The 24,196-nt window shown below is 74.5% G+C and carries 19 protein-coding genes and 1 tRNA gene; 13 read left to right on the top strand and 7 right to left on the bottom strand.

Going from position 1 to position 24,196, the window contains the following annotated elements:
- Positions 1–17: 17 nt before the first annotated feature.
- From AC07A6_RS21215 to AC07A6_RS21205, 3 genes are all read right to left on the bottom strand, one after another.
- Positions 18–896: a carbohydrate ABC transporter permease gene (locus tag AC07A6_RS21215; RefSeq protein ID WP_478778097.1), complete on the bottom strand. Its 879-nt coding sequence runs from the start codon at positions 894–896 to the stop codon at positions 18–20.
- Positions 893–1,714 carry a carbohydrate ABC transporter permease gene (locus tag AC07A6_RS21210; protein WP_478778106.1) on the bottom strand — a complete coding sequence of 274 codons (822 nt, stop codon included), beginning with the start codon at positions 1,712–1,714 and terminating at the stop codon, positions 893–895. The genes AC07A6_RS21215 and AC07A6_RS21210 overlap by 4 nt, the downstream gene beginning before the upstream one ends.
- Positions 1,715–1,863: 149 nt before the next feature.
- The gene (locus AC07A6_RS21205; protein ID WP_478778096.1) at positions 1,864–3,198 is read right to left on the bottom strand and encodes an ABC transporter substrate-binding protein; all 1,335 of its coding nucleotides are present in this window, start codon (positions 3,196–3,198) and stop codon (positions 1,864–1,866) included.
- A gap of 225 nt (positions 3,199–3,423) precedes the next feature.
- Here AC07A6_RS21205 and AC07A6_RS21200 point away from each other — a divergent pair.
- The 9 genes from AC07A6_RS21200 to AC07A6_RS21160 all read left to right on the top strand — a co-directional run bounded on the left by AC07A6_RS21200 (position 3,424) and on the right by AC07A6_RS21160 (position 15,451).
- Positions 3,424–3,498: transfer RNA gene (locus AC07A6_RS21200), tRNA-Pro, on the top strand.
- A complete protein-coding gene (locus AC07A6_RS21195) occupies positions 3,498–5,852 on the top strand; it encodes a hypothetical protein (protein WP_478778095.1) in 2,355 nt (784 codons plus the stop codon). Before AC07A6_RS21200 ends, AC07A6_RS21195 begins: the two co-directional genes overlap by 1 nt.
- Positions 5,853–6,250: 398 nt before the next feature.
- Positions 6,251–7,861 carry a benzoylformate decarboxylase gene (gene mdlC / locus AC07A6_RS21190; RefSeq protein WP_478778094.1) on the top strand — a complete coding sequence of 537 codons (1,611 nt, stop codon included), beginning with the start codon at positions 6,251–6,253 and terminating at the stop codon, positions 7,859–7,861.
- Positions 7,862–7,914: 53 nt separating this feature from the next.
- Entirely contained in the window at positions 7,915–9,330 is a 1,416-nt protein-coding gene (locus AC07A6_RS21185; RefSeq protein WP_478778093.1) for an FAD-binding oxidoreductase, read from the top strand.
- Entirely contained in the window at positions 9,327–10,679 is a 1,353-nt protein-coding gene (locus tag AC07A6_RS21180) for a cytochrome P450 (protein WP_478778092.1), read from the top strand. Before AC07A6_RS21185 ends, AC07A6_RS21180 begins: the two co-directional genes overlap by 4 nt.
- A gap of 12 nt (positions 10,680–10,691) precedes the next feature.
- Entirely contained in the window at positions 10,692–12,065 is a 1,374-nt protein-coding gene (locus AC07A6_RS21175; protein WP_478778091.1) for an alpha/beta fold hydrolase, read from the top strand.
- Positions 12,066–12,074: 9 nt separating this feature from the next.
- Positions 12,075–13,991: a peroxidase family protein gene (locus AC07A6_RS21170; RefSeq protein ID WP_478778090.1), complete on the top strand. Its 1,917-nt coding sequence runs from the start codon at positions 12,075–12,077 to the stop codon at positions 13,989–13,991.
- The gene (locus AC07A6_RS21165) at positions 13,988–14,197 is read left to right on the top strand and encodes a hypothetical protein (RefSeq protein ID WP_125818322.1); all 210 of its coding nucleotides are present in this window, start codon (positions 13,988–13,990) and stop codon (positions 14,195–14,197) included. The genes AC07A6_RS21170 and AC07A6_RS21165 overlap by 4 nt, the downstream gene beginning before the upstream one ends.
- 99 nt (positions 14,198–14,296) lie before the next feature.
- Positions 14,297–15,451: an RNA-guided endonuclease InsQ/TnpB family protein gene (locus AC07A6_RS21160; RefSeq protein WP_478778089.1), complete on the top strand. Its 1,155-nt coding sequence runs from the start codon at positions 14,297–14,299 to the stop codon at positions 15,449–15,451.
- Between the two features lie 124 nt (positions 15,452–15,575).
- Here AC07A6_RS21160 and AC07A6_RS21155 read toward each other — a convergent pair whose 3' ends face one another.
- The 3 genes from AC07A6_RS21155 to AC07A6_RS21145 form a co-directional block, all read right to left on the bottom strand.
- On the bottom strand, positions 15,576–15,935 hold the full coding sequence (locus tag AC07A6_RS21155; protein ID WP_478778088.1) for a hypothetical protein: 360 nt from the start codon (positions 15,933–15,935) through the stop codon (positions 15,576–15,578).
- 121 nt (positions 15,936–16,056) lie between these two features.
- Positions 16,057–16,977, bottom strand: coding sequence for a serine/threonine dehydratase (locus AC07A6_RS21150; RefSeq protein WP_478778087.1), 921 nt, complete (start codon positions 16,975–16,977; stop codon positions 16,057–16,059).
- Positions 16,978–17,050: 73 nt separating this feature from the next.
- Positions 17,051–17,707 carry a TetR/AcrR family transcriptional regulator gene (locus AC07A6_RS21145; protein WP_478778086.1) on the bottom strand — a complete coding sequence of 219 codons (657 nt, stop codon included), beginning with the start codon at positions 17,705–17,707 and terminating at the stop codon, positions 17,051–17,053.
- A gap of 191 nt (positions 17,708–17,898) precedes the next feature.
- Here AC07A6_RS21145 and AC07A6_RS21140 point away from each other — a divergent pair, with 191 nt between their 5' ends.
- The 4 genes from AC07A6_RS21140 to AC07A6_RS21125 all read left to right on the top strand — a co-directional run bounded on the left by AC07A6_RS21140 (position 17,899) and on the right by AC07A6_RS21125 (position 22,697).
- The gene (locus AC07A6_RS21140; RefSeq protein ID WP_478778085.1) at positions 17,899–19,584 is read left to right on the top strand and encodes a ricin-type beta-trefoil lectin domain protein; all 1,686 of its coding nucleotides are present in this window, start codon (positions 17,899–17,901) and stop codon (positions 19,582–19,584) included.
- Between the two features lie 173 nt (positions 19,585–19,757).
- Entirely contained in the window at positions 19,758–19,937 is a 180-nt protein-coding gene (locus tag AC07A6_RS21135; protein WP_478778084.1) for a hypothetical protein, read from the top strand.
- 40 nt (positions 19,938–19,977) lie between these two features.
- Positions 19,978–21,555: a molybdopterin-dependent oxidoreductase gene (locus AC07A6_RS21130; protein WP_478778083.1), complete on the top strand. Its 1,578-nt coding sequence runs from the start codon at positions 19,978–19,980 to the stop codon at positions 21,553–21,555.
- Between the two features lie 77 nt (positions 21,556–21,632).
- Positions 21,633–22,697, top strand: a complete 1,065-nt coding sequence (locus AC07A6_RS21125; RefSeq protein ID WP_478778082.1) for an alpha/beta hydrolase — start codon at positions 21,633–21,635, stop codon at positions 22,695–22,697.
- A gap of 216 nt (positions 22,698–22,913) precedes the next feature.
- Here AC07A6_RS21125 and AC07A6_RS21120 read toward each other — a convergent pair whose 3' ends face one another.
- Complete coding sequence (locus AC07A6_RS21120; protein WP_478778081.1) at positions 22,914–24,164, bottom strand: cytochrome P450 family protein; 1,251 nt, start codon at positions 24,162–24,164, stop codon at positions 22,914–22,916.
- Positions 24,165–24,196: the final 32 nt, after the last annotated feature.

Below are 24,196 nucleotides of genomic sequence, written 5' to 3'. Positions count from 1 at the left end.
CGGGTGGGGCGGGGTGGTCAGGTCTTGACCGCCCCCTCGCCCACTCCCTTGAAGAAGAAACGCTGGAGGAGGAGGAAGAGCAGCACCATCGGGACGAGCGCGGTCATCGCGCCCGCCGCGACGATCCGCTGGTCGCTGGTCGTGGTGGCCCCGGCCAGGGTCTTCAGGCCGAGCTGGAGGGTGTAGTGGTCGCTGTCGGTGAGGACCAGCAGGGGCCACAGGAAGTCGTCCCAGGCGCCCATGAAGCTGGTGACGCAGACGACGGCCAGCGCCCCCCGCGCACCCGGGAGGAACACCCGGGTGAAGCGGGTCCACTCCCCCGCGCCGTCCAGGACGGCGGCCTCCTCGATCTCCCGGGGGACGGCGAGGAACGCCGCCCGCATGATCATGACGTTGAGGACGGACACGGCCCCGGGCAGCCACACCCCGACGAGGGTGTCGACCAGGCCCATCCCGCGGACCGTGAGGAACATCGAGATCATCACGGACTCGAAGGGGAACATCAGGGTCGCCACGAGGACGGTGAAGACGGCCTTCCGGCCCTTCCAGCCGGCGCGGGACAGCGCGTAGCCGCCCATGGCCGCGAACAGCGTGTTGGAGGCGACCGCGAGGAGCGCCACCACCAGGGTGTTGCCCACGTACTGGAGGAGCGGGAAGGAGTCGGCGACGCGCAGGTAGTTGTCGAAGGTCGGGTGCGAGGGCAGCAGTCCGTCGTACACGTTCTCGGTGCGGCCGCGGACCGAGGTCAGGAACTGCCAGACGATCGGCCCGAGCATCAGCACGAGCACGAGCACGAGCACGGCGTAGCGGACGGCCAGGCCGCCGCGGCGGCGCCGGCGGCGGCGGCCGGGGGCGGGGCCGGGGGCGGGGCCGCGGCCGGGGGCGGGGGCGTTCACTCCTCGTCCCCCTTCGACAGGCGGTGGCCCAGCAGGCTGAAGGCCAGGGTCAGCAGGAACAGCAGCAGGGAGATGGCACAGGCGTAGCCGGTCTCCCCGGCGAAGCCGAGGCCGACCTGCCGGATCAGGAACGGCAGGGTGCGGGCGCCGCCGCCGGGGCCGCCGCTCTCGCCGCCGAGGATGTAGATCTCGGTGAAGACGCGCAGCGCGGAGACCGCGGAGAGGGTGCCGACGAGCAGCATCATCGGCTTCACCTGGGGGATCGTGATGCTGAAGAAGCGGCGTACGGGGCCGGCGCCGTCGAGGGCGGCCGCCTCGTGGAGGGAGGCGGGGACGTTCCCGAGGGCGGCCAGGTAGAAGACCATGTAGTAGCCGAGGCCCTTCCACACGGTCACGAGCATCGCGGAGAACAGCAGCAGGGTGCTGTCGGTGAGGAAGGGGACCGGCTCGGACACGACGCCCAGCGCCTCGAAGACGGTGTTGACCAGCCCGTCGCTGCGCAGCACCCACTGCCAGATCAGGCCGACGACGACGGCCGAGGCGATCACCGGGGTGTAGAACGCGGAGCGGAAGAGGCCGATGCCGGGGACCTTCGCCTGGACGAGGACCGCGAGGGCCAGCGGCAGCAGGACCAGGCAGGGGACGACGACCAGCAGGTACAGCACGCTGTTGCCGGTGGCGGTCCAGAAGTCGGGGTCGGCGAGGGCCCGACTGTAGTTGTCGAAGCCGACGAAGGAGCCGCCGCTCAGGATGCGGGCGTCGGTGAAGGACAGCACGACGGTGTTGAGGAACGGCCAGAGGCTGAACAGGGCCACCATCAGCAGGCCCGGTGCGAGGAACAGGTAGGGGGTCCACCACCTGCGGTGGACGAGGCCCGGGTCGGCCCCCGTGACGCGTTCCCCGCGGCGCCGGCGCCCCCCGCCGCGCCGGTCCCGCACCGGAGCGGCGGCCGCCGGGGCGGGAGCGGTCACCTGCGCGTCCCGGCGGCCAGCAGCCGGTTGGCCTCCTCCTGCGCCCTGCGCACCGCCGTCCGGGCGTCCTGCTCGCCCTGGATGGCCCGCTGCACCTCCCGCACCACCGCGTCGCCGACCTGGTTGGTCCACTGGACGGGGGTGTTGGCGTCGAGGGCCGCCGTCTTCAGCTGCTCCGCGCCGATGGCCCGGGCCAGGGTCTCGGCGTCCTTGCCGTCGCCCCGGTCGGCGAAGCGCGGGTCGGCGAGGCCCTTGGCGTTGGAGGGGTAGATGGTGGCGTTCTTCGAGAACTCCACCTGGTTGGGGCCGTTGGTGACCCATTTGGCGAACTCGGCCGCCGCGTCCGGGTGCCTGGTGTCCTTGCGGATGCCGAGGGACTGGGCGTAGATCCCTATGTGCCCGAGCGTGCCGGTGACGGCGCCCGCGACCCCGGTGCGCTGGTAGACCTGCGGGGCGTTCTGCCTGATGTCCCGGACGAAGCCCGGGGAGCCGGGGCCGAAGACGAGTTTGCCGGCGCCGTAGAGCTGGTTGATGTCGTCGGCCTTCAGGAGGGACTCCTTGGGCATGGCGCCCTTGGCGTAGAGGTCCTTCATCCGCTCGACCCAGGCGACGGCCCGGTCCGTGTCGAAGGTGAAGCGGTCCCGCGCGTCGTTCAGCAGGGGGACGCCCATCTTCTGCCAGTCCCCGGGCAGCCGGCCCTTGGGGTCGGCCATGAACGCGGCGTACTGCCCGCCGGAGCGGGCGGCGATCCGCTCCGCGTGGTCGAAGAACTCCTCGACGGTGGTGGGCGGCCGGTCCGGGTCCAGGCCGGCCTTGGCGAAGAGGTCCTTGTTGTAGGTGAGGATCTCGGGGGTGACGTACCAGGGGTAGGCGTACACGCCGTCGCCCTTGCCGGGCAGCTTGAACTGCTCCCAGGCTCCCGGGACGTACTCCGCGGCGACCGCGCCGTCGAGCCGGGCCACGTCGGCGAGCATGCCGCGGTCGCCGAGGAGCTGGAAGGAGTCGGTGGAGAGGTTGACCACGTCGGGCAGGGCTCCGGCCTGGGCGTCGGCGACGAGCTTCTCGTTGTAGCCGTCGCCGGGCACGTCCTCCCACTTCACCTTCACCTTGGGGTGCTCGGCCTCGAAGGCGTCGATGACGCCCTGGACGTAGGCGGTGAACTTCGGTTTGAGCTGGAGGGTGCGGAAGGTGATCTCGCCGGACACCTCGCCGGTTCTGCGTGCCTCTTCGCCGCCGGCGCCGCCTCCGCTCAGGCCGCAGCCGGAGGCGGTCAGGAGGCCGGCCGCCACGAGCGTGGCGAGGGCCGTGCGGGTCAGGGGGGAACGAGTCATCGTCGCCGCCTTCGGGGGAGGTTCCGGCTTCGCTGCCGGAGGGCGGTGCCCACGCTGGCCCCGGGGCGGGGGGCCGTCAACGAGGCCCCCGCCCCGATGGCCTGAAGCGGTTTATCTCCCGCGCCGTACGGGTGGCGGCCCGGCCCGGCGCGCCGCCCGCCGCGCCGCACGCGGCAAAAACCTTTGCGCGGCCGGCGGGCCGCCGCCTAGGTTGACGGACTACCACGACGTGTAGCTCAGCAGCAGAGCACCGGGCTCGGGACCCGGAGGGCGCAGGGGCGGAACCTGCCACGTCGGCCATGGACGCACACGCTGACAAGCAGCCTCCGAACCCGTCCCGGACCGGCCCCGCGCCCGTCCCCGGACCCACGACGACGCCCGTCGCCGGCCCCGCGCCGGTGGCCGTAACCGTGTCCCCCGCGTACGCGGCGGAGCGGCTGGCCCGCGCCCTGCGGACCTCGCGGACCCACGGCGACACCGCCACCCGCGAGCGCGCCGAGTCCCGTGCCCGCAAGTGGCAGAGCGTCCTGGCGGGCATCGCGGACGGCTCCCTGGCCATCGGCTCCCGCACCCCCGTCGCCGCGCTGCCCGCCTGGGTCACCCCCGAGGTGGTCACCGGCGGCTTCGCCACCGGCGCCGCCTCGGCCGGCGGGCCGCTGCTGCCGTACGAGGAGGAGGCCGCCCGGCTGGCGGGCGTACCGGCGGACCGTGCGGAGCTGTTCGCGCACTTCCTCACCGAGGACGGCCTGGCGCACCTGTGGTCGCTGCTCGACAGCGGCCGCTACGAGGTGCGCGTGCCGGAGGAGGCGGCGCTCGCGACCGTGGCGTGGCTGGTGCGCGCCGGGGACTTCGACGCCGCCGCGGAACTCGTCACGGTGCTGCGGCCCTTCGCCGGCCGGCTGCGGTTCTCCCCGCGCCCCGCCGACCGCCCCGCACCCGGGGTGGACGCCGTACACCGCCGTACCGTGGGCGAGGCCTCGGCGGCGCTGGCCCGGCGCGGACCCAACACGGCCGTGGAGACCCAGCGGGAGGCGCTCGCGGTCTGGCGCCCCTTCGAGGACGAGCTGCTCGCGCACCGGCTGCTGGCCCACGGGCACGTGCCCGGCCCGGACTGGCACGCCCGGGGCGCGGAACTGCTGGCGCGCTACCGGTCGCTGGCCGCCGCGCACACCCTCTGCACGAAGCACCTGGACCCGAAGTCGAACGCGGCGATCCTGCGCCGGGCCCTGGAGGAGGAGGTCGCCGGCCGCGCGCCCGCGCCCCGGCTGGCCGGGCTGCTGCGGGTCGCCGTCGAGTCGATGCTCGCCAAGCGCGGCGCGCCCGGCTCCCCCGGGCACGCCCGGCTCCGGGCCGCCCAGGCCCGCCAGGCGGCCCTGCCCTCGCACCACGCGCTGGCCGGCCTGGTGCTGCGCCGGATCTCCGGGCTCGACCAGCGGGCCGGGACGCCGGACACGGACGCCCCGGTGGCTCCGGTGAGCGCCGAGGAGGCCCGCGAGACCGGGCTGCCCGCCGGTGCGGAGGTCCCGGCGTCGGTCGGCGCCCCCGTCCGGGCGGCGCTGAGCGCCCCGCTGGAGGTCCTGGTGGAGCGCGGGGTGGTGCCGTCGGCGGAGGTGCTGGCCGAGCTGGTGCCGCAGCTCGTCGCGGCGGTCACCGCCGAGCGGTACGCGGACGGGCCGCTGCGGAACCTGATGGCGGCGACGTACCGGGCCTTCCGGAGCCGCCGTTCGCTGCTCCTGCTGAACCTTCAGTCGCAGGTCCGGATCGAGGAACTCCCCTGGCTGCGGGCGGTCTCCGGCCACCTGCGCGCCGAAGGCACGGACACCGGGCCGGCCGCGGAGGCGCTGCGCCGGCTCGGCGGGCTGGCGGTGCACGCCTTCCCGGGCACGGTGCTGCCCAACCCCCTGGTGCGCGAGCTGGGCCAGCTGGCCCGGCAGGCGGAACTGGGTGCGCCGTTCACGGAGGAGCTCGCCGCCGACATCTTCATGGGCACCTTCGGCCCGAAGTTCCTCGTCGCGGCCCGCGTCGCCGGGGAGCTGCTGGAGGAGAGCCTGTACGCGCGCTACTACGGCATCGACTACGCGGCGGTGCGCCGGATGGCGGTGTCCCAGGCCGCCGAGTCGGCGCGGAGCGGCCGTCCGGCGCGCACCGCCCCCCAGTTCGCGGCGCTGTGCGCGGAGCGGGCGGGCGGCGACCGGGCCTGGTCGGTCGCGGCGAACGGCAAGGTGATCGAGCAGGCCCAGGTCCTCACCACGCACAACCTCGCCACCCTGGTCGGCCGGGCCGGGGTCACCGTGCCGGGCGGCTGGGCGCGGCCGGCCCGGGAGTGCTTCGAGACCGTGTGCCGGCTGGTGGCCCGGGTGGAGGGGAACCCGCGCCCGCTGCCCGCGATCAAGGACGCGGCGTACGCGTGGCGGCAGATGCTGTTCCACCTGTCGCTGTGCGGCCCGGCCGAGCGGGCTTCCGTACTGGCCTGGATCGAGGCGGAGTCGGCGCTGCGTCCGGCCCGTGTACGGGCCCGGCTGGCCCCGGCGCTGGCTGGTCTGCGCCTGGTGGCCGCGGGCGGCTCCTTCGGCGCGGACGGTACGGCCGAGGGCGGCCGCGCCCGCCGGCTGCTGGGCTGGAGCACGGACGGCCACTGGATGCGGAAGCCCTAGCCGGGCGGTGACGAAGGAGGGGCGCGTCCCCGGCCGGGGTACAGGGCCGGGCGGGCGCGGGCCCGGCCGGGCGGCCCCCGAGCGGGCGCGGCCCCAAGCGGACGCGGCCCCAAGCGGACGCAGCCCCGGACAGGCGGCCCCGGCCCCGCACGGCACGGGGGCTCCGCAGGGCGCCCCTCACGACGAACGCCCCCTGCCCACACGGGTAGGGGGCGTTCGTCGTGCCCAAGGGCGCGGCCCGCGCCGCCCCTGCCCGGACGGGCCGATAACACGCGGGGCGGGCGGTCGCCAGGGGTTCTCCGGCGTCCGACCCGAACGGATCATGGATTTTGCCTTGATCAACGCAATGTGATGGATTGATCACCCACCGCTTCCGCCCGCTCCGCGAAGGAACCCCCATGCGCACGGTCCGCGAGTCGGCCCTCGACGTCCTGCGAGCCCGCGGGATGACCACGGTCTTCGGCAATCCCGGCTCCACCGAACTGCCCATGCTCAAGCAGTTCCCCGAAGACTTCCGCTACGTACTGGGGCTCCAGGAGGCCGTGGTGGTCGGCATGGCCGACGGCTACGCCCTCGCCTCCGGCACCACCGGCCTGGTCAACCTGCACACCGGGCCGGGCACCGGCAACGCGATGGGCGCCATCCTCAACGCGCGCGCCAACCGCACCCCCATGGTGGTCACCGCCGGCCAGCAGGTCCGCGCCATGCTCACCATGGAGGCCCTGCTCACCAACCCGCAGTCCACCCTGCTGCCGCAGCCCGCCGTCAAGTGGGCGTACGAGCCCCCGCGCGCGGCGGACGTCGCACCCGCCCTGGCCCGGGCCGTGCAGGTAGCCGAAACCCCGCCGCAGGGGCCGGTGTTCGTCTCGCTGCCGATGGACGACTTCGACGTGGTACTCGGCGAGGACGAGGACCGGGCGGCCCTGCGGACCGCGGCCCGCAGGGTGACGCACGCCGCCGTGCCCGACGCCGAGGTGGTCCGGCGGCTCGCCGCCCGCCTGGCCGGCGCGCGCAGCGCCGTCATCGTCGCCGGCAACGACGTGGACGCCTCCGGGGCCTGGGACGCCGTCGTGGAACTCGCCGAGCGCACCGGCCTGCCCGTCTGGTCGGCGCCCACCGAGGGCCGGGTCTCCTTCCCCAAGTCCCACCCGCAGTACCGGGGGATGCTGCCCCCGGCCATCGCGCCGCTGTCCCGCTGCCTGGAGGGGCACGACCTGGTCCTGGTGATCGGCGCCCCGGTGTTCTGCTACTACCCCTACGTCCCCGGCGCCCACCTGCCCGAGGGCACCGAGCTGGTGCACCTGACCCGGGACGCGGACGAGGCCGCCCGAGCCCCCGTCGGGGACGCCCTCGTCGCCGACCTCACCCTGACCGTACGGGCCCTGCTCGCGGAGCTGCCCGCGCGGGAGGCCGCCGCCCCGGCCGCGCGGATCGCGCGGGCCGAGTCCACGGCCGAGGTGGACGGGGTGCTCACCCCGCTCGCGGCGATGACGGCCATCGCCCAGGGGGCCCCGGCGAACACCCTCTGGGTCAATGAATCCCCGTCCAACCTGGGCCAGTTCCACGACGCCACCCGGATCGACACCCCCGGCTCGTTCCTCTTCACTGCGGGCGGCGGCCTGGGCTTCGGCCTGGCCGCGGCCGTGGGCGCCCAGCTCGGCGCCCCCGGCCGGCCCGTGGTCTGCGTCATCGGCGACGGCTCGACCCACTACGCCGTGCAGGCCCTGTGGACCGCGGCCGCGTACAAGATCCCGGTCACCTTCGTCGTCCTGAGCAACCAGCGCTACGCGATCCTCCAGTGGTTCGCCGAGGTGGAGCGCGCCCAGGGCGCCCCCGGCCTCGACATCCCGGGCCTGGACATCGCCGCGATCGCCACCGGGTACGGGGTCCGCGCCCACCAGGCGACCGGCTTCGGCGAACTGACCAAGCTGGTCCGGGAGTCGGCCCTCCAGCAGGACGGCCCGGTGCTGATCGACGTACCGGTCACCACCGAACTCCCCACCCTGTAGCCCCTTCCCCGTCGTACCACCGCCCCGCCCCGCCCTGCCCCCGGAAGGCCGGCATGCCCCTCACCCGCGACACCACCTCCCTGCTGCTCGAACGGCTCCGCTCCGCTCTCCCCGCCCAGGCCCTGCTCACCGACCCGGCGGAACTCGCCGCCCACGCCCGGGACTCCGCCCCCTTCTCCGAGTGCGGCACCCCCGCCGTGGTCGCCGTCCCCCGCACGGCCGAGCAGGTCGAGCACGTCATGCGCACCGCGTACGCACTGGACGTCCCCGTCGTCCCGCAGGGCGCCCGCACCGGCCTGGCCGGCGCCGCCAACGCCGTCGACGGCTGCGTGGTGCTGTCCACCGCCGCGATGGACCGGATCCTGTCCGTCGACCCCGCCAACCGGCTGGTGCGCTGCGAACCCGGGGTCACCACCCGGCGCCTCGCGGAAGCCGTGGCCGAGCACGGGCTGACGTACCCGCCGGACCCGGCCTCCTGGGACCGCTGCACCATCGGCGGGAACATCGCCACCGGCGCGGGCGGCATCTGCTGCGTCAAGTACGGGGTGACCGCCGACTACGTCCTCGGGCTGGACCTCGTCCTGCCGGACGGGCGGCGGATGCGCACCGGCCGGGACACCGCCAAGGGCGTCGCCGGCTACGACCTGACGCGCCTGATCGTCGGCTCCGAAGGGACCCTGGCGGTGGTGGTCGGCGCCACCCTCGCGCTGCGGCCCGCCCGGCCCCCGGCGCTGTCGCTGCTGGCCCAGTTCCCGACCCTGACCGCCGCCGGGGACGCCGTCGCCGCCATCACCGCCGCCGGGCACACCCCGTCCGCGCTCGAACTCCTCGACCGGGCCACGACGCAGGCGATCGTGGACCTCGGCACCCACCCGCTGCTACGCCCCGGCAGCGCCGCCACCCTGATCGTCGAGAGCGACTGCGCCGACCCCTCCTCGGAGCTGTCCGCGATGGAGATCCTCTGCAAGGAGGCCGGCGCCGAGCACATCGCCACGTCCGCCACCGGCGAGGAGGCGTACGAGATCATCGAGGCGCGCCGGCTGGTCAGCCCGGCCCTCGCCGCGTACATGGCGTCCCGGGGCGGCGGGCTCACCGCGTTCATCGAGGACGTCGCGGTGCCCAGGAGCGCGCTGCCCGTGCTGGTCGGGCGGATCGAGGAGATCGCCGAGCGGTACGGCCTGCGGATCTTCACCCTCGGCCACGCCGGGGACGGCAACCTGCACCCCACGGTCGTCTTCGACGAGTCCGACGCGGACGAGACCCGCCGCGCCCGGGAGGCGTACGACGCCATCATGGCCGCCGGCCTCGAACTGGGCGGCACCACCACCGGCGAGCACGGCATCGGCACCCTGAAGCGGGACTGGCTGGAGCGCGAGCTGGGACCGGTCTCGCTGGAGCTCCAGCGCGGCCTCAAGCGGCTCTTCGACCCCAAGAACCTCCTCAACCCCGGCAAGGTGGTCACGGCATGACCCAGTCCACCGAGGCCCCGGACACCACCCGCGGCGGCGCCCCCGGGCTGCCGCCCGTCCGGGCCGGCCTGGCGGAGACCGTCCGCTTCGTCGCCACGCACACCCTGCCCGTCTTCGTGCGCGGCGTCGCCAACCCCCGCTTCCCGGTCATGGCGCTGTACTCCCGCGTCAACCAGCCCGCCTGGTCGAACGCCACGCTGCGCGCGATGCGGGCCCGGCACCGGGGCGCGCCGGTGATGGTGCGCGCGCTCTCCGGCGAGATGCTCGTCCTGTTCGACCAGGGCGACGTCCGGCGGTTCTTCGAGGAGCCGGTGTCGGACCTCGCGATGGACGCCGACGACAAGTACGCCAGCCTGTCCGTCTTCGAGCCGACGGGGGTGATCAGCTCGCACGGCCCGGTCCGCGAGGACCGGCGCCGGGTCAACGACCACGCGCTGGCCGCCGACCAGCCGGTGCACCCGTCCTGCGCGGAGTTCGAGGCCGTCGTCGAGGAGGAGTGCCGGCGGCTCACCTCCCGTTCCGTCGTCGACTTCCCGCTGCTGTGGAAGACGCTGACCCGGATCTCCCGCCGGGTGGTCCTCGGCGACCAGGCCTCCGACGACCAGGAGCTGTCCGACTGGCTCGCCACCCTGCGCGGCCAGGCCAACTGGATGGGCCGCAGCAAGCCGGAGGCCGCGAAGGCGCTCTACTCCAGGATCGAGGCGCGGATCACCCGGTACGCGGCCGAGGCCCCGGCCCACACCCTGGCCGCCCGCGCGCTGGCCGAGCCCTGCCCGGAGGGCACCGATCCGCTCGGCCAGACCCACCACTGGCTGCTCGGCATCGACCTCGCCGCGCCCGTCGTCGCCCGCACCCTGCTGCTGCTCGCCCACCACCCGGCCGAGCAGGACGCCGCCCACGCCGAGGCGGCGGGCCGCGTCGCCGGGCTGCCGAGGCTGCGGGCCTGCCTGGAGGAGTCGGTGCGGCTGTACCCGATCGTGCCCGACCTCGTACGGGTCACCCGCACCGAGACCGAGTGGGGCGGGGTGCGCTACCCGGCCGGCACCAACGTGCTGGTCCCCATGGGCTTCCACCAGCGCGACCCAGAGCGGGTCGACGGCGGGAACCTGTTCGCGCCGGGCCGCTGGCTGGCCCCGGACGTGCACCGGGACACCCGGGTGGCCCCGTTCAGCCACGGCGGCGCCCGTTGCCCGGGCGAGTACGTCGCCCTGCTGCTCACTTCCCTGGTCTGCGCCGAGGTGCTGCGCGGCCACCGCCTCACCGGGGCCCGTCCGGTGCTCGACCCGGGGCGTCCGCTGCCGGGGATCCTCGACACGGCCGGCATCCGGCTGCGCCTCGGCCGGGTGTAGGAGGAGGCCGCCATGACCGAAGCCACCGATGCCGGAGCATCCGTCACCCAGCCGGACATCGCCTCCCTGCACCACGTCTGCCGCGAGCTGGCCGAAGCGGCCGACGCGGTGCGCGACGCCGCCCGGTACGCCTCTCGCGTCGCCCTCGGCTCCCGGCTGCCGCTGGCGGCGGCCGGCCGGCGCCGGGCCCGCGCCGCGCAGCGCGAGCTGCTGCGGACCCTGATGGACCCGAAGGGCCTGGGCTGGGCCCCGCAGGGCGGCGCCCCGCTGGCCGGGGCGCTCTGGCTGGCCGGGGTGCTGACCAGCCGGGAGAGCCTCGCGGTAAGCCTCGCCGTCACCGGCCTCAAGGCCCGGATCCGGGCGGCGGCCGTGCGCCACCCGGAGCTGCTCGGCAACCCGACCACCTCGCGGGTGCTGCGCGCCATCGACGAGGACCGGCAGGCCGAGGCGGTCCGGCTGTTCCGGGGCCTGCTGACGGAGAAGGGCGCGGAGTACGCCCTCGCGCTGCTGGCGCCGTCCTTCACGGACATCATGGCCTGGAACGCGCTGACCGACGAGAACCCCTTCAACGACACCGCCGGCTGGCAGATCGCCACCGGCCGGCCGCTGACCTCCGACTACTTCGCCGGGGTCAGCACCTCGGTGTGGGCGTTCCTCAACCGGGGGAAGGGCCGCGCGGAACCGCACACCCCCTCGGCCGCACTGCTGGGCAGCATCGACACGTCGGGCACGATCGTCGGCTACGTCCGCAACATCAGCCGGATCGGCACCCGGGGGCTGCTGCTCGTCCAGCAGGCCGAAGGGCCGGACCGGGAGAGCCGTTACGTCGTGCAGCTGGCCGGGATGGGGCCGAGCTTCAACCAGGAGAGCCCGCAGGACCTGCTGGGCGGCATCGACGCGCTGGGCTCCATCGACACCACCTACACCCGTGCGGTGGTCCGGGCCCTGCGCCGGCTCGTGCCCTCCGGGGCTCAGGTCGCGCTGGTCGGCCACAGCCAGGGCGGGATCACCGCGATGAACCTGGCGGCGAGCCGGGACTTCAACGCGCTGTACACGGTGACGCACGTGGTCGCGGTCGGTTCGCCCATCGACCAGAAGCGGGCGGCCGATCCGCGCACCCGGGTGGTCTCGCTCGTCAACGAGCACGACATCGTGCCGAGCCTGGAGGGCCGCTCGTCGGTGTCCCCGTACGAACTTCCGAAGCAGTTCACGGAGTTCACCTGGACCGACGACACCCAGGCCTTCCCGCTGTGCCATGCCGCGGAGCGGTACGCGCACAACCTGGAGCACGACGTCCCGCACGCGCGCTCGCACGTCGACTCCGAACTCGCCGCCTTCCGCGGCCGGGTCACCGGCACGCACCTCTTCACCCTCCACGACCGCTGAGGACCCCGCATGACCGACACCGACTCGCACACTCCCCCGACGGATGCGGCGCCGGCCGCACCGGAACTGCCGGCCCAGGCCTCCCGCCGGCACCAGCCGCAGCCCGCGCCGCCGCAGCCGTACGGCCCGCCCGGACTGCTGGAGCGGCTGGAGTCGGCGGCGTTCGCCCGGGTCAACCAGACCCGCGAGTGGTACGAACTGCCCGCCCCGCTCGGCCTGCTGAACCTGGCCGTGATCCGGGAGGACCTGCGCCGCCACAACCTGCACGACACCTTCGGCGCGGGCGGCGAGCGCGACCGCCGGCCCACGAAGCACCTCGCGCCGTACCGCTCGTACGACGGATCGGGCTACGACCCGTACGACGAGGACATGGGCCGGGTGGGTACCCGGCTGGACCGCAACGCCCCGCTGCACATGGCGTATCCGGACGAGGACGAGGCACTGATGACGCCCAGTCCCCGCGAGGTGAGCCGGCAGCTGCTGGCCCGGCGCGGCTTCGTCCCCGCGCCCTCCCTGAACCTGCTGGCCGCCGCGTGGATCCAGTTCCAGAACCACGGCTGGGCCAACCACGGGGACAACGAAGAGGCCGAGCCGTTCACCGTCCCGCTCGCCGCCGACGACGACTGGGCCGAGCAGGGCGGCGGCTGCCCGATGCGGGTGAACCGCACCCGCCCCGACCCGGTCGCGCACACCACCCCTGACGTGCCGCCGACGTACGAGAACACCGTCAGCCACTGGTGGGACGGCTCGCAGATCTACGGGTCGGACGAGGCCCGCTGCCGCTCGCTGCGCACCGGGGAGCAGGGCCGGCTGATCGTCGACGGCGGACGGCTGCCCGCCGATCCGCGGCCCGGGATGGACTGCCTGGACGCCACGGGCATGAACAGCGACTACTGGACCGGCCTGTCGCTGCTGCACACGCTCTTCGCCAAGGAGCACAACTCCATCTGCGACCTGGTCCGTTCGCACCATCCCACCTGGGACGACGAGCGGATCTTCCACACGGCGCGGCTGGTGAACACCGCCCTCATGGCGAAGATCCACACGGTGGAGTGGACCCCGGGCATCCTGGACCACCCCGTGGTGCACCAGGCGATGCGCGCCAACTGGTACGGGCTGCTGCCCCGCTGGGTCACCAAGACCTTCGGCCGGGTCGGCGGCGAGGTCCTCAGCGGTTCCCGGGGGTCGGGCACCGACCACCACTCCGCGCCGTTCTCCATGACGGAGGAGTTCGTCTCGGCGTACCGGCTGCACCCGCTGATCCCCGACGAGATCACGCTCCGCGACCACCGGCGCGGGGCGCCGCGCGAGGTCGTCGGCTTCGACGACATGCAGGGCGCGGCCACGCGCACCGCGGTCGACGCGTACGGGATGAGCGACCTGTTCTACACCTTCGGCGTCTCGAACCCGGGGGCGCTGGTCCTGCACAACCACCCGGACGCGCTGCGGAACCTGAAGCGGCTGTCCGGCGAGCACGTCGACCTCGGCACGGTGGACGTCCTGCGCGACCGGGAGCGGGGCATCCCGCGCTACAACGCCCAGCGGCGGATGCTGCGCAAGCGGCCCGTCACCTCCTTCGAGGAGCTCACCGGCGGGCACCCGGGAGACACCCCGCTGCTGCGGGAGCTGTACGACGGACGGCTCGACCGGGTCGACACCCTGGTGGGGAACCTGGCCGAGCCGCGACCGGCGGGCTTCGGGTTCAGCGACACCCTCTTCCGGGTGTTCGCGCTGATGGCCACCCGGCGCATCAAGAGCGACCGGTTCTTCACCACGGACTACCGGCCGGAGGTGTACACCGCCGAGGGGCTGCGCTGGATCGACCGGAACTCGATGGTGACGGTGCTGCTGCGGCACCACCCCGAGCTGGCCCCGGCGCTGGCCGGGGTGACCAACGCCTTCGCGCCCTGGAAGGAGCGGTCGTGAGCGGGCACCCCGCCGACGGGCTGCGCAGCCACGCGGCCGCCCTGCGCGAGCGGGCGGACCGGCTGCGCGGCGCCTGTGACGGCCTGGACTGGCGGGGCCCGCAGGCCGACGCCTTCCGGGCCCGGGTCGAGGAGCTGGCCCGGCGGTGCGCCACGGCCGCGGACGGGCTGTCGCGCTCCGCGGCCCGGCTGGACGGCCGGGGGTAGGCCGGAACGGGAGGCTGGGCGTGGAGGGTGAAAGGGCAGCGCCGCCCGTACGGATGTTCTGGATATGAGCCATAGACCAACTGCATTACGGTGATCGGCATGCAGCTCCGGTACCAGTTCCGCGTGTACCCGGACGGCCCTCAGCGCTCGGCGCTGGCCAAGTCGTTCGGGTGTGCGCGCATGGTCTGGAACGATGCGCTGCGCATCCGCAAGGACGCCTACAGACAAGGACAGCCGCTTCCGAAAGCCGGTTACCTGTCCAAGCGGGTCATCACCGAAGCGAAGAAGACTGAGGAGCGGGCCTGGCTGTCAGAGGTGTCAGCGGTGGTGCTCCAGCAGGCCCTGCGGGACCTTGAGAGCGCATACTCCAACTTCTTCCACTCTCTCAAGGGCACCCGCAAGGGTGCGAAGACAGGGCCGCCGAAGTTCAAGACGAAAACCAGCCGTCAAGCCGTGCGGTTCACCGCGAATGCCCGCTTCAAGATCCTGCCCGACGGGAAACTTCGGCTGCCGAAGATCGGCGACGTCGAAGTGCGCTGGTCCCGTGAGCTTCCCTCCGTCCCGTCGTCCGTGACGGTCCTCAAGGACACTTGCGGCCGGTATTTCGCGTCGTTCGTGGTGGAGGTCGAGGACAAGCCGCTGCCCGGGCTGGACCTGGACGGGACGGAGACCGGCATCGACCTGGGGCTGTCCACCTATGCAGTCCTTCGCGGACGGAAGATCGCTTCCCCGAAGTTCTTCCGCCGCCAGGAGAAGAAACTCAAGCGCGCCCAGCGCAAGCTGTCCCGCCGTGAGACAGGATCCAGTAACCGGCGCAAGGCAAAGCTCGCCGTGGGGAAGATCCATGCCCGCATCGCCGACCAGCGACGCGACTTCATCGAGCAGGAAACCACCAGAATCACGCGCGAGAGCCAAGCCGTGTACGTGGAAGACCTGAACGTGAAGGGCATGGGGAGTCGCAAGGGCAAGCGTGCCAAGTCCGTCCACGACCAGTCACCAGGCATGTTCGCCCGCACCCTCGAAGCCAAATGCGCACGGTATGGGCGTACCTTCGTCAAGGTTTCGCGCTGGTTCCCCTCCACGCAGCTGTGCTCCGCCTGCGGCAGCATCGAGGGACCCAGGGGACTCGAAGGACTCAAGATCCGGCACTGGGTGTGCTCTTGCGGAGCCGCCCACGACCGGGACGAGAACGCAGAGCTCAACCTCCGCCGTGAAGGACGGCGCATCGTGGCCGAGGGACGTCCGGACACGTAAAACGCCTGCGGAGCCCGTGCAAGACCTGGCGAGCCAGGCAGTGGGTGATGAAACAGGAACCACCTACGACCGCCGCCATCCAGCGGCGGCCCGGTAGGAATCCCCCTGCTCACGGGGGAGGGCGTCAATTCATGCGGTACTGGGCCTTCTCCGCGAGCTTGCCGTCCTTGAAGCAGAGGCGGAGCACATCCTCGGTCTGCCCGTCGGCGGCGGAGAGGTACCAGGCGCAGACGCTGCCGGCGGGCTCGGCGGGGCCGCCTTCCTTGAGGGCGTCCTTGACGAAGGTGTCGCCGGAGGGGAGCTTGGCGCGGACCTCGCCCTCGGGGTCGCCGACCTTCACCGCCTCGTAGACCTTCGGGTCGAGGAGGGTCTTGTCGGCTATGTCGAGGACCTTGGCCGCCCCGAAGAACAGCGCCACGAGGAGCCCCACCCCCAGCACCAGCGCGATACCGCACCCGATGAGACAACCCTTGCGCTGAGCCATGGCCCCGTTCCTCCGTGCCCTCGACGTTCCGGTGCGCTCCGCACCGTCGTGCCGGAGCATCGCAGGCGGGCGGGTGCCGGTGCCGTACTCGAAAGTCTCGGGCCGGGGCGACGATCGTCGTTCAGAGGTCCCCGGGGTCGGTGTTGGCCCCGCACAGGACGACGGCGACCCGCTCGCCCAGTGGCTCCGGGGCGGCGCGCAGGGCCGCCAGTGCGGTGGCGGCGCCGGCCTCGACGACGATCCGGTGCTCGTCCCAGAGTGCCCTGCGGGCGGCGGTGATCGCCCCGTCGGGGACGAGCACCGACTCGGCGTTCGCGTGCCGGGCGGCGGCGAGGGCGTCGGCCGAGACGCGGGGGGCGCCGAGGGAGTCGGCGGCGACGGAGGCCACCGGGACGTCGACGGGTTCGCCCGCCTCCAGGGCGGCGTTCAGGGCCCGGCAGTGCTCGGGCTCGGCGGCGACCACGCGGACGCCGTGCTCGCGGGCGGCGGTGGCGACGCCGGCGAACAGCCCGCCGCCGCCGACCGCGACGACGACGGTGTCCAGTCCGGGCAGGGCGGCCCGCACCTCGTCGAGCAGGGTCCCGGCTCCGGCGGCGACGAGCGGGTGGTCGTAGGCATGGCTGCTCAGGGCGCCGCTGCCGGCGGCGAACTCCCGGCAGGCCGCGAGGGCCTGGTCGTAGCGGTCGCCGACGAGCCGTACGTCGGCCCCGTAGCCGCGCAGCCGGTCGACCTTGACGCGCGGGGCGTTGCCGGGGAGGAAGACGGTGGCGGGGATCCCGTGGGCGCGGGCCGCCCAGGCGCAGGCCAGGCCGGCGTTGCCGCCGGAGGCGATGGTGACGCCGGCGGCGGGGAGGCGGCCCGCCTCGCGGTGCGCGGCGAGGAAGTTGTGCGCACCGCGCGCCTTGAAGGAGCCGGTGTGCTGGAGGTACTCCAGGGCGTACCAGACGCCTTCGGCGGCGGGGACCACCGCGGCGGGCCGGACGGCTCCGGCGGTGCGTGCGGCGGCGGCGCGGACGGCGGCGTAGTCGAGCTGCTGTTCCATGGTCGGTCTGCCTTTCGCGGTGTCAGGACGCGGGCGGTGTCAGGACGCGGGCGGTGTCGGCACGCGGGCGGTGTCAGGGTGCGGGCCGCCGGCCGTCCGGCCGGGCTGCCTCGATGAGCTGGCGCAGGGCGCCGTGGTAGACCTCGTGGTCGGTCAGCGGGGGCAGTACGTCGGCCATTGCGCCGGTGAGGACCGGGAACTCCGCCGGGTCGAGGGCGGCGATGGCGGCCCGGGAGGCCGCGGTGGCCCCGGCCGGGTCGCGGTGGTCGACGAAGGCGGCGCTGCCCAGGGTGAGCAGGTACATCCGCCGGTAGGCGGTCATGGCCTCGGCCGGGGTCATCCCGGCGGCGATGCCGTCGGCGAGTGCGGGTTCGACGAGGCGGGCCAGCAGCTGCCGGCCGAGCCAGGGGCGGCCGCCGCGCAGGACGAGCAGTCCGGGGTGGGCGGTGAGCAGCCGGTAGAGGGCGCCGAAGCGCTGTTCGCAGGCTTCGGCCCAGTCGGTGCCGGCGGGGACTTCGGGGAGCTGTCCGGCGAGGTGGTCGGTGCACAGGTCCAGCAGGCCGGCGAGGTCGGTGCAGCGGCGCTGGACGGTGGCGTGGGAGACGCCGAGCCGTTCGGCGAGGGCGCGGAAGCTGAGGGCCCCGGGCCCTTCCTCGTCGAGGATGCGCAGGGCGGTGAGGGCGATGGCCTCCGGGGTGGCACGGTCCAGGGCGGGTGATGTCCTCGGCATGAGATACAGCGTATCAGCCGTCGTAACATACGTCGGATCTCCACCCCGTCCGCCACGGACGTGTGACATCGACTGCGGCCAAATTGCTGGTCATTGAGCCATAACCACCGACTCGCGTTGACAGCAGGTAGTCGCGCCGCTGCACTGAGGCACGAACGTCCGCCGGTACTCCCCCACGCCAAGGAGGCCCCGTGCCGCCTCGCCCGCGCGCCGCGCTCCCCGCTCTCGCCGCGGCCGCCCTGCTCGCCCTCGCGCTCGTCCCCGCCCCCGCGGCGGCCGAGCCGACCGCGACCTGGGACACCCCGCTGGCCCTCACCCCGCCCATGGGGTGGAACAACTGGGCGCACTACATGTGCGACATCGACGAGGCGAAGGTGGTCGCCAACGCCGACGCCCTGGTCTCCAGCGGTCTCGCCGCCAAGGGCTACGACACGGTGACCGTGGACGACTGCTGGATGCTCAAGGAGCGCGACGCGGAGGGGAACCTGGTCACCGATCCCGTCAAGTTCCCGCACGGCATGGCCTGGCTCGGCGAGTACCTGCACGCCAAGGGGCTGAAGTTCGGCATCTACGAGGACGCCGGCTCCCTCACCTGCGAGCGCTACCCGGGCAGCGGCTCCCCCGACGGCGGCGGCCCGGACCACTACGCCCGCGACGCACGGCTGTTCGCGTCGTGGAAGGTCGACTACGTCAAGATGGACGGCTGCAACCTGTGGGTGCCGCCCGGAAAGACGAAGGAGCAGGCCTACCGGGACGCCTACAACTCCGTCGCCCGGGCACTGCGCGACAGCGGCCGCCCGATGGTGCTGTCCGCCTCCGCGCCCGCCTACTTCCAGCAGGGCGAATGGGGCGGCTCCGACTGGCACAAGGTCCTCGGCTGGGTCGGCGAGACGGGCCAGCTGTGGCGCGAGGGCCGGGACATCAAGGTGTACGCGCCGAACGCCCCCGCCACCTCCCGCTGGAGCTCGGTACTGGGCAACTACGGCTACAACCGCTGGCTCGGCCGGTACGCGGCCCCCGGCAACTGGAACGACCCCGACTTCCTGATCGCGGGCGCCCCCGGCCTCACGGACGCGGAGAGCCGCAGCCAGGTCGGGCTGTGGGCGATGATGGCGGCCCCCTTCATCCTGTCCTCCGACGTGTCCGCCCTCACCCCGGGCGGGCTCGCCGCGCTCGGCAACACGCGCCTGATCGGGCTGGACCAGGACCCGCTGGGCCGGCAGGGCGCCGTGGTCTCCTCGAACGCCACCTTCGAGGTGCTGGCCCGGCCGCTCGCCAACGGCGACCGCGCGGTGGCCGTGCTCAACCGCTCCGGCAGCGCCCGGGACGTCTCGGTGCCGCTGGCCGACGTCGGACTGCCGCCCGCGTGCGTGGTGGACGCCGAGGACCTGTGGACCGGGCGCCGCACCGAGGTCGTGAACGCGCTGACCGGGCGGCTCGGCGCCCACGACACGGCCGTGTGGCGGCTCACCCCGCGCGGCTGCGCCGAGGCGGTGCCCACCGGGCAGATCAACGGGCTCGGGGCCAAGTGCGCCGACGGGGCCAGCACCAGCGGGGTCGGCTCGGTGGTCCTGGGCACCTGCACCGCCGGGGCCGACCAGCGGTGGACCCTGGGCGGCGGCGGGCGGCTGAAGCTGGCCGGCGAGTGCCTCACGGCCCGCGCGGGCGGCGTGGTGGAGCTGGCGGACTGCGCCCCGGGCCGGCAGGCGGGCCAGAGCTGGAGCCACCGGCGCGACGGGACCCTGGTCGAGGAGACCGGCGGACAGTGCCTGACCGCCCCGGCGGCACCCGCGACCCCCGACGCCCCGGCCGAGCGGCTGCGGCTGACGGCCTGCGGCGACCACCAGGTGGACCAGGCCTGGTCGCTCCCCGTCTAGGCCGGCGGGGAGCAGCCCGGCGCCCTCACACTTCCGGGGGAACCGGCGCCGGGCGGGCCCCCGCCCGGCGGGGGTGCCGGGTTCACTGGCCCGGACCGGAGGGGCGGCCGCCGGAACGATTCGGCGGCCGCCCCTTCCCGATGCGGGCCACCAGGCGACAGGAGTGCACCGACATGTCCGAGACCGCGCACGAGCGCACCCAGCCCCCCGCGCCCGCCGTCGGCATCACCGACGGCGTCGTGGAGCTGCGCAAACGCCGTCCGGCCGGTCCCGCCCCCCAGGGGCGTGCCGCCGGCGGGGGCTGCGGCTGCGAGGCGCTGCGGGCGCAGCCGCCGGGAGCGGCGCGCCAGTGAGGGCTCCGGGGCTACCGTGACAGGGCGGAGGTGGCTCCGGATGACCCGAGTACGGGGGGACCGAGGAACGCGCCCGGCGGGCGCCGTCGCCGGCCTGGCCGCGGCGTTCGCCGGGCTGGCCGTCGCGGAACTGGCGGCGGCGTTCGTACGCCCCGAGGCGGCCCCGCTCACGGCGGTCGGCGGGGCCGTGGTGGACCGTACTCCGGCGGCCGTCAAGGAGTGGGCCGTCCGGGTCTTCGGCACCGCCGACAAGCCGGTGCTGACCCTGGGGACGGTGCTGCTGCTGGCGGTGCTCGCCGCTGCGGCCGGGATCCTGGCGCTGCGCCGTCCCCGCGCGGGCTGCGCGCTCGCCGCCTCGGTGGGGCTCCTCGGGGCTGCGGCGGCCCTGGGCCGGCCGGGGGCGGGCCCGCCGGACGCGCTGCCCTCGCTGGCGGGCGGGGCCGTCGCCGCCGGGGTGCTGTACGTACTGGTCGCCGTCCTGCGCCGGCCCCGCCCGGCCGCGGGCCGCCCCGGCGGCACCTGGCCGCTGGACCGGCGCGCCTTCGGCCGGCTGCTGGCTGCGACCGTGGCCGCCTCCGCCGCGGCCGGGTACGCGGGCCGGCGCCTCGGCGCCCACGGCGCGGCCGGGGCCACCGCCTCCCGGGCGGACCTGGTCCTGCCGCCCCCCGCCGTCCCCGCGCCGCCGGTACCCGCCGGGGCGGACCTGCGCCTGCCGGGCCTGGGGCCGTTCCTCACCCCCGCCCGGGACTTCTACCGCGTGGACACCGCTCTGGTGGTGCCCCGGGTCGACGCGGACGCCTGGCGGCTGGACATCCGCGGGGAGGGCGTGGCCAGACCCCTGACCCTGACCCTGCCGGAGCTGCTCGCCCGGCCGCTCGTCGAGCACGACATCACCCTGTGCTGCGTCTCCAACGAGGTCGGCGGCCCCTACGTCGGCAACGCCCGCTGGCTCGGCGTACGCCTCGCCGACCTGCTGCGGGAGGCCGGGGTGCGGCCCCCGTCCCGGGGCGGGCCCGCCGACCAGCTGGTGGCCCGGTCGGTGGACGGGATGACGATCGGCACCCCCGTCGAGGCGGTGATGGACGGCCGGGAGGCGCTGCTGGCCGTCGGGATGAACGGGGCGCCGCTGCCGTTCGCGCACGGCTTCCCCGTCCGGATGGTCGTCCCGGGCCTCTACGGGTACGTCTCCGCCTGCAAGTGGCTGCGCGAGCTGCGGCTGACCACGTTCGACGCGTACGACGCCTACTGGGTGCGCCGCTCGTGGGCGCAGCAGGCGCCGGTCAAGACGCAGTCGCGGATCGACACCCCGCGCCCCTTCTCGCAGCGCCCGGCCGGCCCGGTCGCGGTGGCGGGCGTGGCGTGGGCGCAGCACCGGGGGATCGCCCGGGTGGAGGTGCGGGCCGACGGCGGGCCCTGGCGGGACGCCCGGCTCGGGGCGGCCGACGGGGTGGACACCTGGCGGCAGTGGGTGTGGCCGTGGGAGGCGCGGCCCGGGCGCCACACCCTGGAGGTCCGGGCCACCGACGGCCGGGGCGAGGTCCAGCCGGAGCGGCGTACGGGCACCCTGCCCGACGGGGCGACGGGCTGGCACTCCGTCACGGTGGACGTGCGCGCCTAGCGGGCCGGCAGCGGGCATGGTGAGGGGGGTGCCCCGCCCCGCATCCCGTACCGTCCCGCGCCCCAGGAGCCGACGCCGTGGAGCTGACCAGCACGTCGTTCCTCGTCACACTGATCGCGGCCACCGTGCTGGCCATGCTCCTCGCGCTCCTGGCCTGGAACCGGGTGCCGGGCCCCGGCCCGGTGCGCTGGGCCGTCCGGGTGGTGATGCTCGGGCTGTGCCAGCTGACGGCGGTCTGCGTGGTGGCCGCCTGGACCAACGCGGGCTTCGGGCTGTACGCGTCCTGGGACGACCTGCTGGGCACCGGCGGGCGCGGCGCCTCGGCGATGACCGGGCCGCCGGTGGGCCGGGCGAAGTTCACGCCGGGCGCGAACGGCACCCGCAGCACGTACTTCCGGGGCAGCCACTCGAAGCTCGCCGGCCAGGTGATCGTGTGGACCCCGCCGGAGTACGACGCCCCGGGCGCGGACCGGACCCGGTTCCCGGTGCTGGTGCTGCTCCACGGGTATCCCGGCTCGCCGGGCTCCTGGTTCGACCTCGGTTCGATGCCGGACGCGCTGGAGCAGCTGGTGGAGCTCGGCGCGGTGCGGCCGTTCGTCCTGGTGGTGCCGGAGATCTACCCCGGAGGGGTGAACACCGACTGCAGCGACACCCCCTCGCGCAAGGTCGCCACCTGGCTCGCGCGGGACGTGCCCGAGCTGGTCGCACGGAACTTCCGTACGCTGCCCGGGCCGAAGGGGTGGGGGCTGATGGGCGTGTCGACGGGGGCGTTCTGCGCGGTGAAGCTGCCGCTGCAGTACCCGGGGGTGTTCCGGGCGGGCGCGGCCCTGGACCCGGACCCGCTGACCGGGGACCCGGAGGTGCTGGCCGATCCGGTGCTGCGGGAGCGCAACAGCCCGATGTGGCTGGCCCGGCAGGCGAAGGGGGCGGACGTCGGGCTGTTCCTGGCCACCTCCGCTCAGGACAAGGACAGCCCGCCGCGGCAGCTGGCGGACTTCACCCGGGCGGCGCAGGGCACCGGGATCCGGGTGAAGACGCTGGTACGGCCGTCCGGCGGCCACAACTTCCAGACCTGGAGCGCGATGTACCCGGACGCGCTGGGCTGGCTGAGCACGGAGCTGTCCGCGCCGGCGGCCCGCTAGGGCCTGTCGTCAAACTCCCTCCCCCAGCTACCGCTGGGAGGTGCCCCCAGCCCCGCGACGCCTGGCACGTGCTCTCGCCGCACCGGGCGAAAGCCCAAGTACGTCCAGTACGCGGGCTTCCGCCCGGCACGCCGAGAGCACGCACCAGACGTCGCGAGGCCGCCCTTCGGGCGACGACGGGAGTCTGACGACCGGCCCTAGGCCGTGCCCCCCGGATCAGGCCAGGCGGACCGGCAGGGCCTCGACGCTGTTGCCGATGAAGCTGCGCTGGTGCGGGAGTTCCGCCTCGGGGACGGCGAGGTCGAGGCCGGGGAAGCGGGTGAAGAGCCGCTCCAGGGCGATGGTGGCCTCCAGCCGGGCGAGCGGGGCGCCGACGCAGTAGTGCGCGCCGTGCCCGAAGGAGAGGTTGCGGCCGGCGCCGGGGCGGGTGACGTCGAACCGGTCCGCGTCGGGGCCGTGGACGGCCGCGTCGCGGCCGGCCGCCGTGTAGCCGGCCAGGACGGGGGTGCCCTCGGGGATCACGGTGCCGCCGAGGGGCAGGTCGCGGGTGGGGTAGCGGAAGGGGAACCAGCTGACCGGCCCGTCCCAGCGCAGGGTCTCGTCGACCACGTCCGACCAGCTCGCCTTGCCGTCGAGCACCAGGGCGAGCTGGTCGCGGTGGGTGCACAGGGCGCGGACCGCGTTGCTGATCAGGTTGAGGGTGGTCTCGTGGCCGGCGACGAGCATCAGCCGCATGGTGCCGATGAGTTCGGCCTCGCTGAGCCGGTCGCCGTCGTCGTCGCGGGCCGCGATCAGGGCGCTGGTGAGGTCCTCGCCGGGGGCGGCGCGGCGGGCGGCGGCGATGGTGGCGATCAGCTCGACGAGTTCCCGTACGGCGGCCATGACCTCGGCGGGCGGGATGTCCGTGGAGATGATCACGGTGTTGGAGAGGTGGTGCAGCCTGCCGCGGTGCTCGGGGTCCACGCCGAGCAGTTCGCAGATGACGCTCATGGGCAGCGGCAGCGCGAAGTGCGTGCGCAGGTCGGCGGTCCCGTCGGCGGATTCCCCGGCGGCGCGGGCGAGGCCGTCGAGGAGTCCGTCGGCCAGCTCCTCCACGCGCGGGCGCAGCCGCTCCACCTGGCGTGCGGTGAAGGCGTTGCCGACGAGGGAGCGCAGGCGGCGGTGGTCGGCGTCGTCGGCGGTGTGCATGCCCTGGGCGTTGGCGAAGACCCGCAGCGGCCAGTCGGCGGGGACGGTGCCGTCGTGCAGGCCGGGGAAGTGGCGGGCGTCCTTGGCCACATCGGGGTGGGACAGGAACTCCTTCAGCTCCTCGTGCCCGAGTACGACCGCGCCGGGTATGCCTCCGGGGAGGACCACCTCGGCCACCGCGCCCCGGGCGCGCAGCCGGGCGTTGAGGGCGTGGGGGCAGCCGCCGGCGGGGTCGATGACGTGGGCCTGGGGGTGCGCGGGGGCGCGGTCGGGTGACAAGCGGGCTCTCCTGTTGCTGGCCGGACGGGCGG

Source organism: Streptomyces sp. NPDC044002 (genome assembly GCF_056434525.1).
Note: the sequence above shows the minus strand (reverse complement) of the source record. Positions and strands in the feature narration are given on the sequence as shown.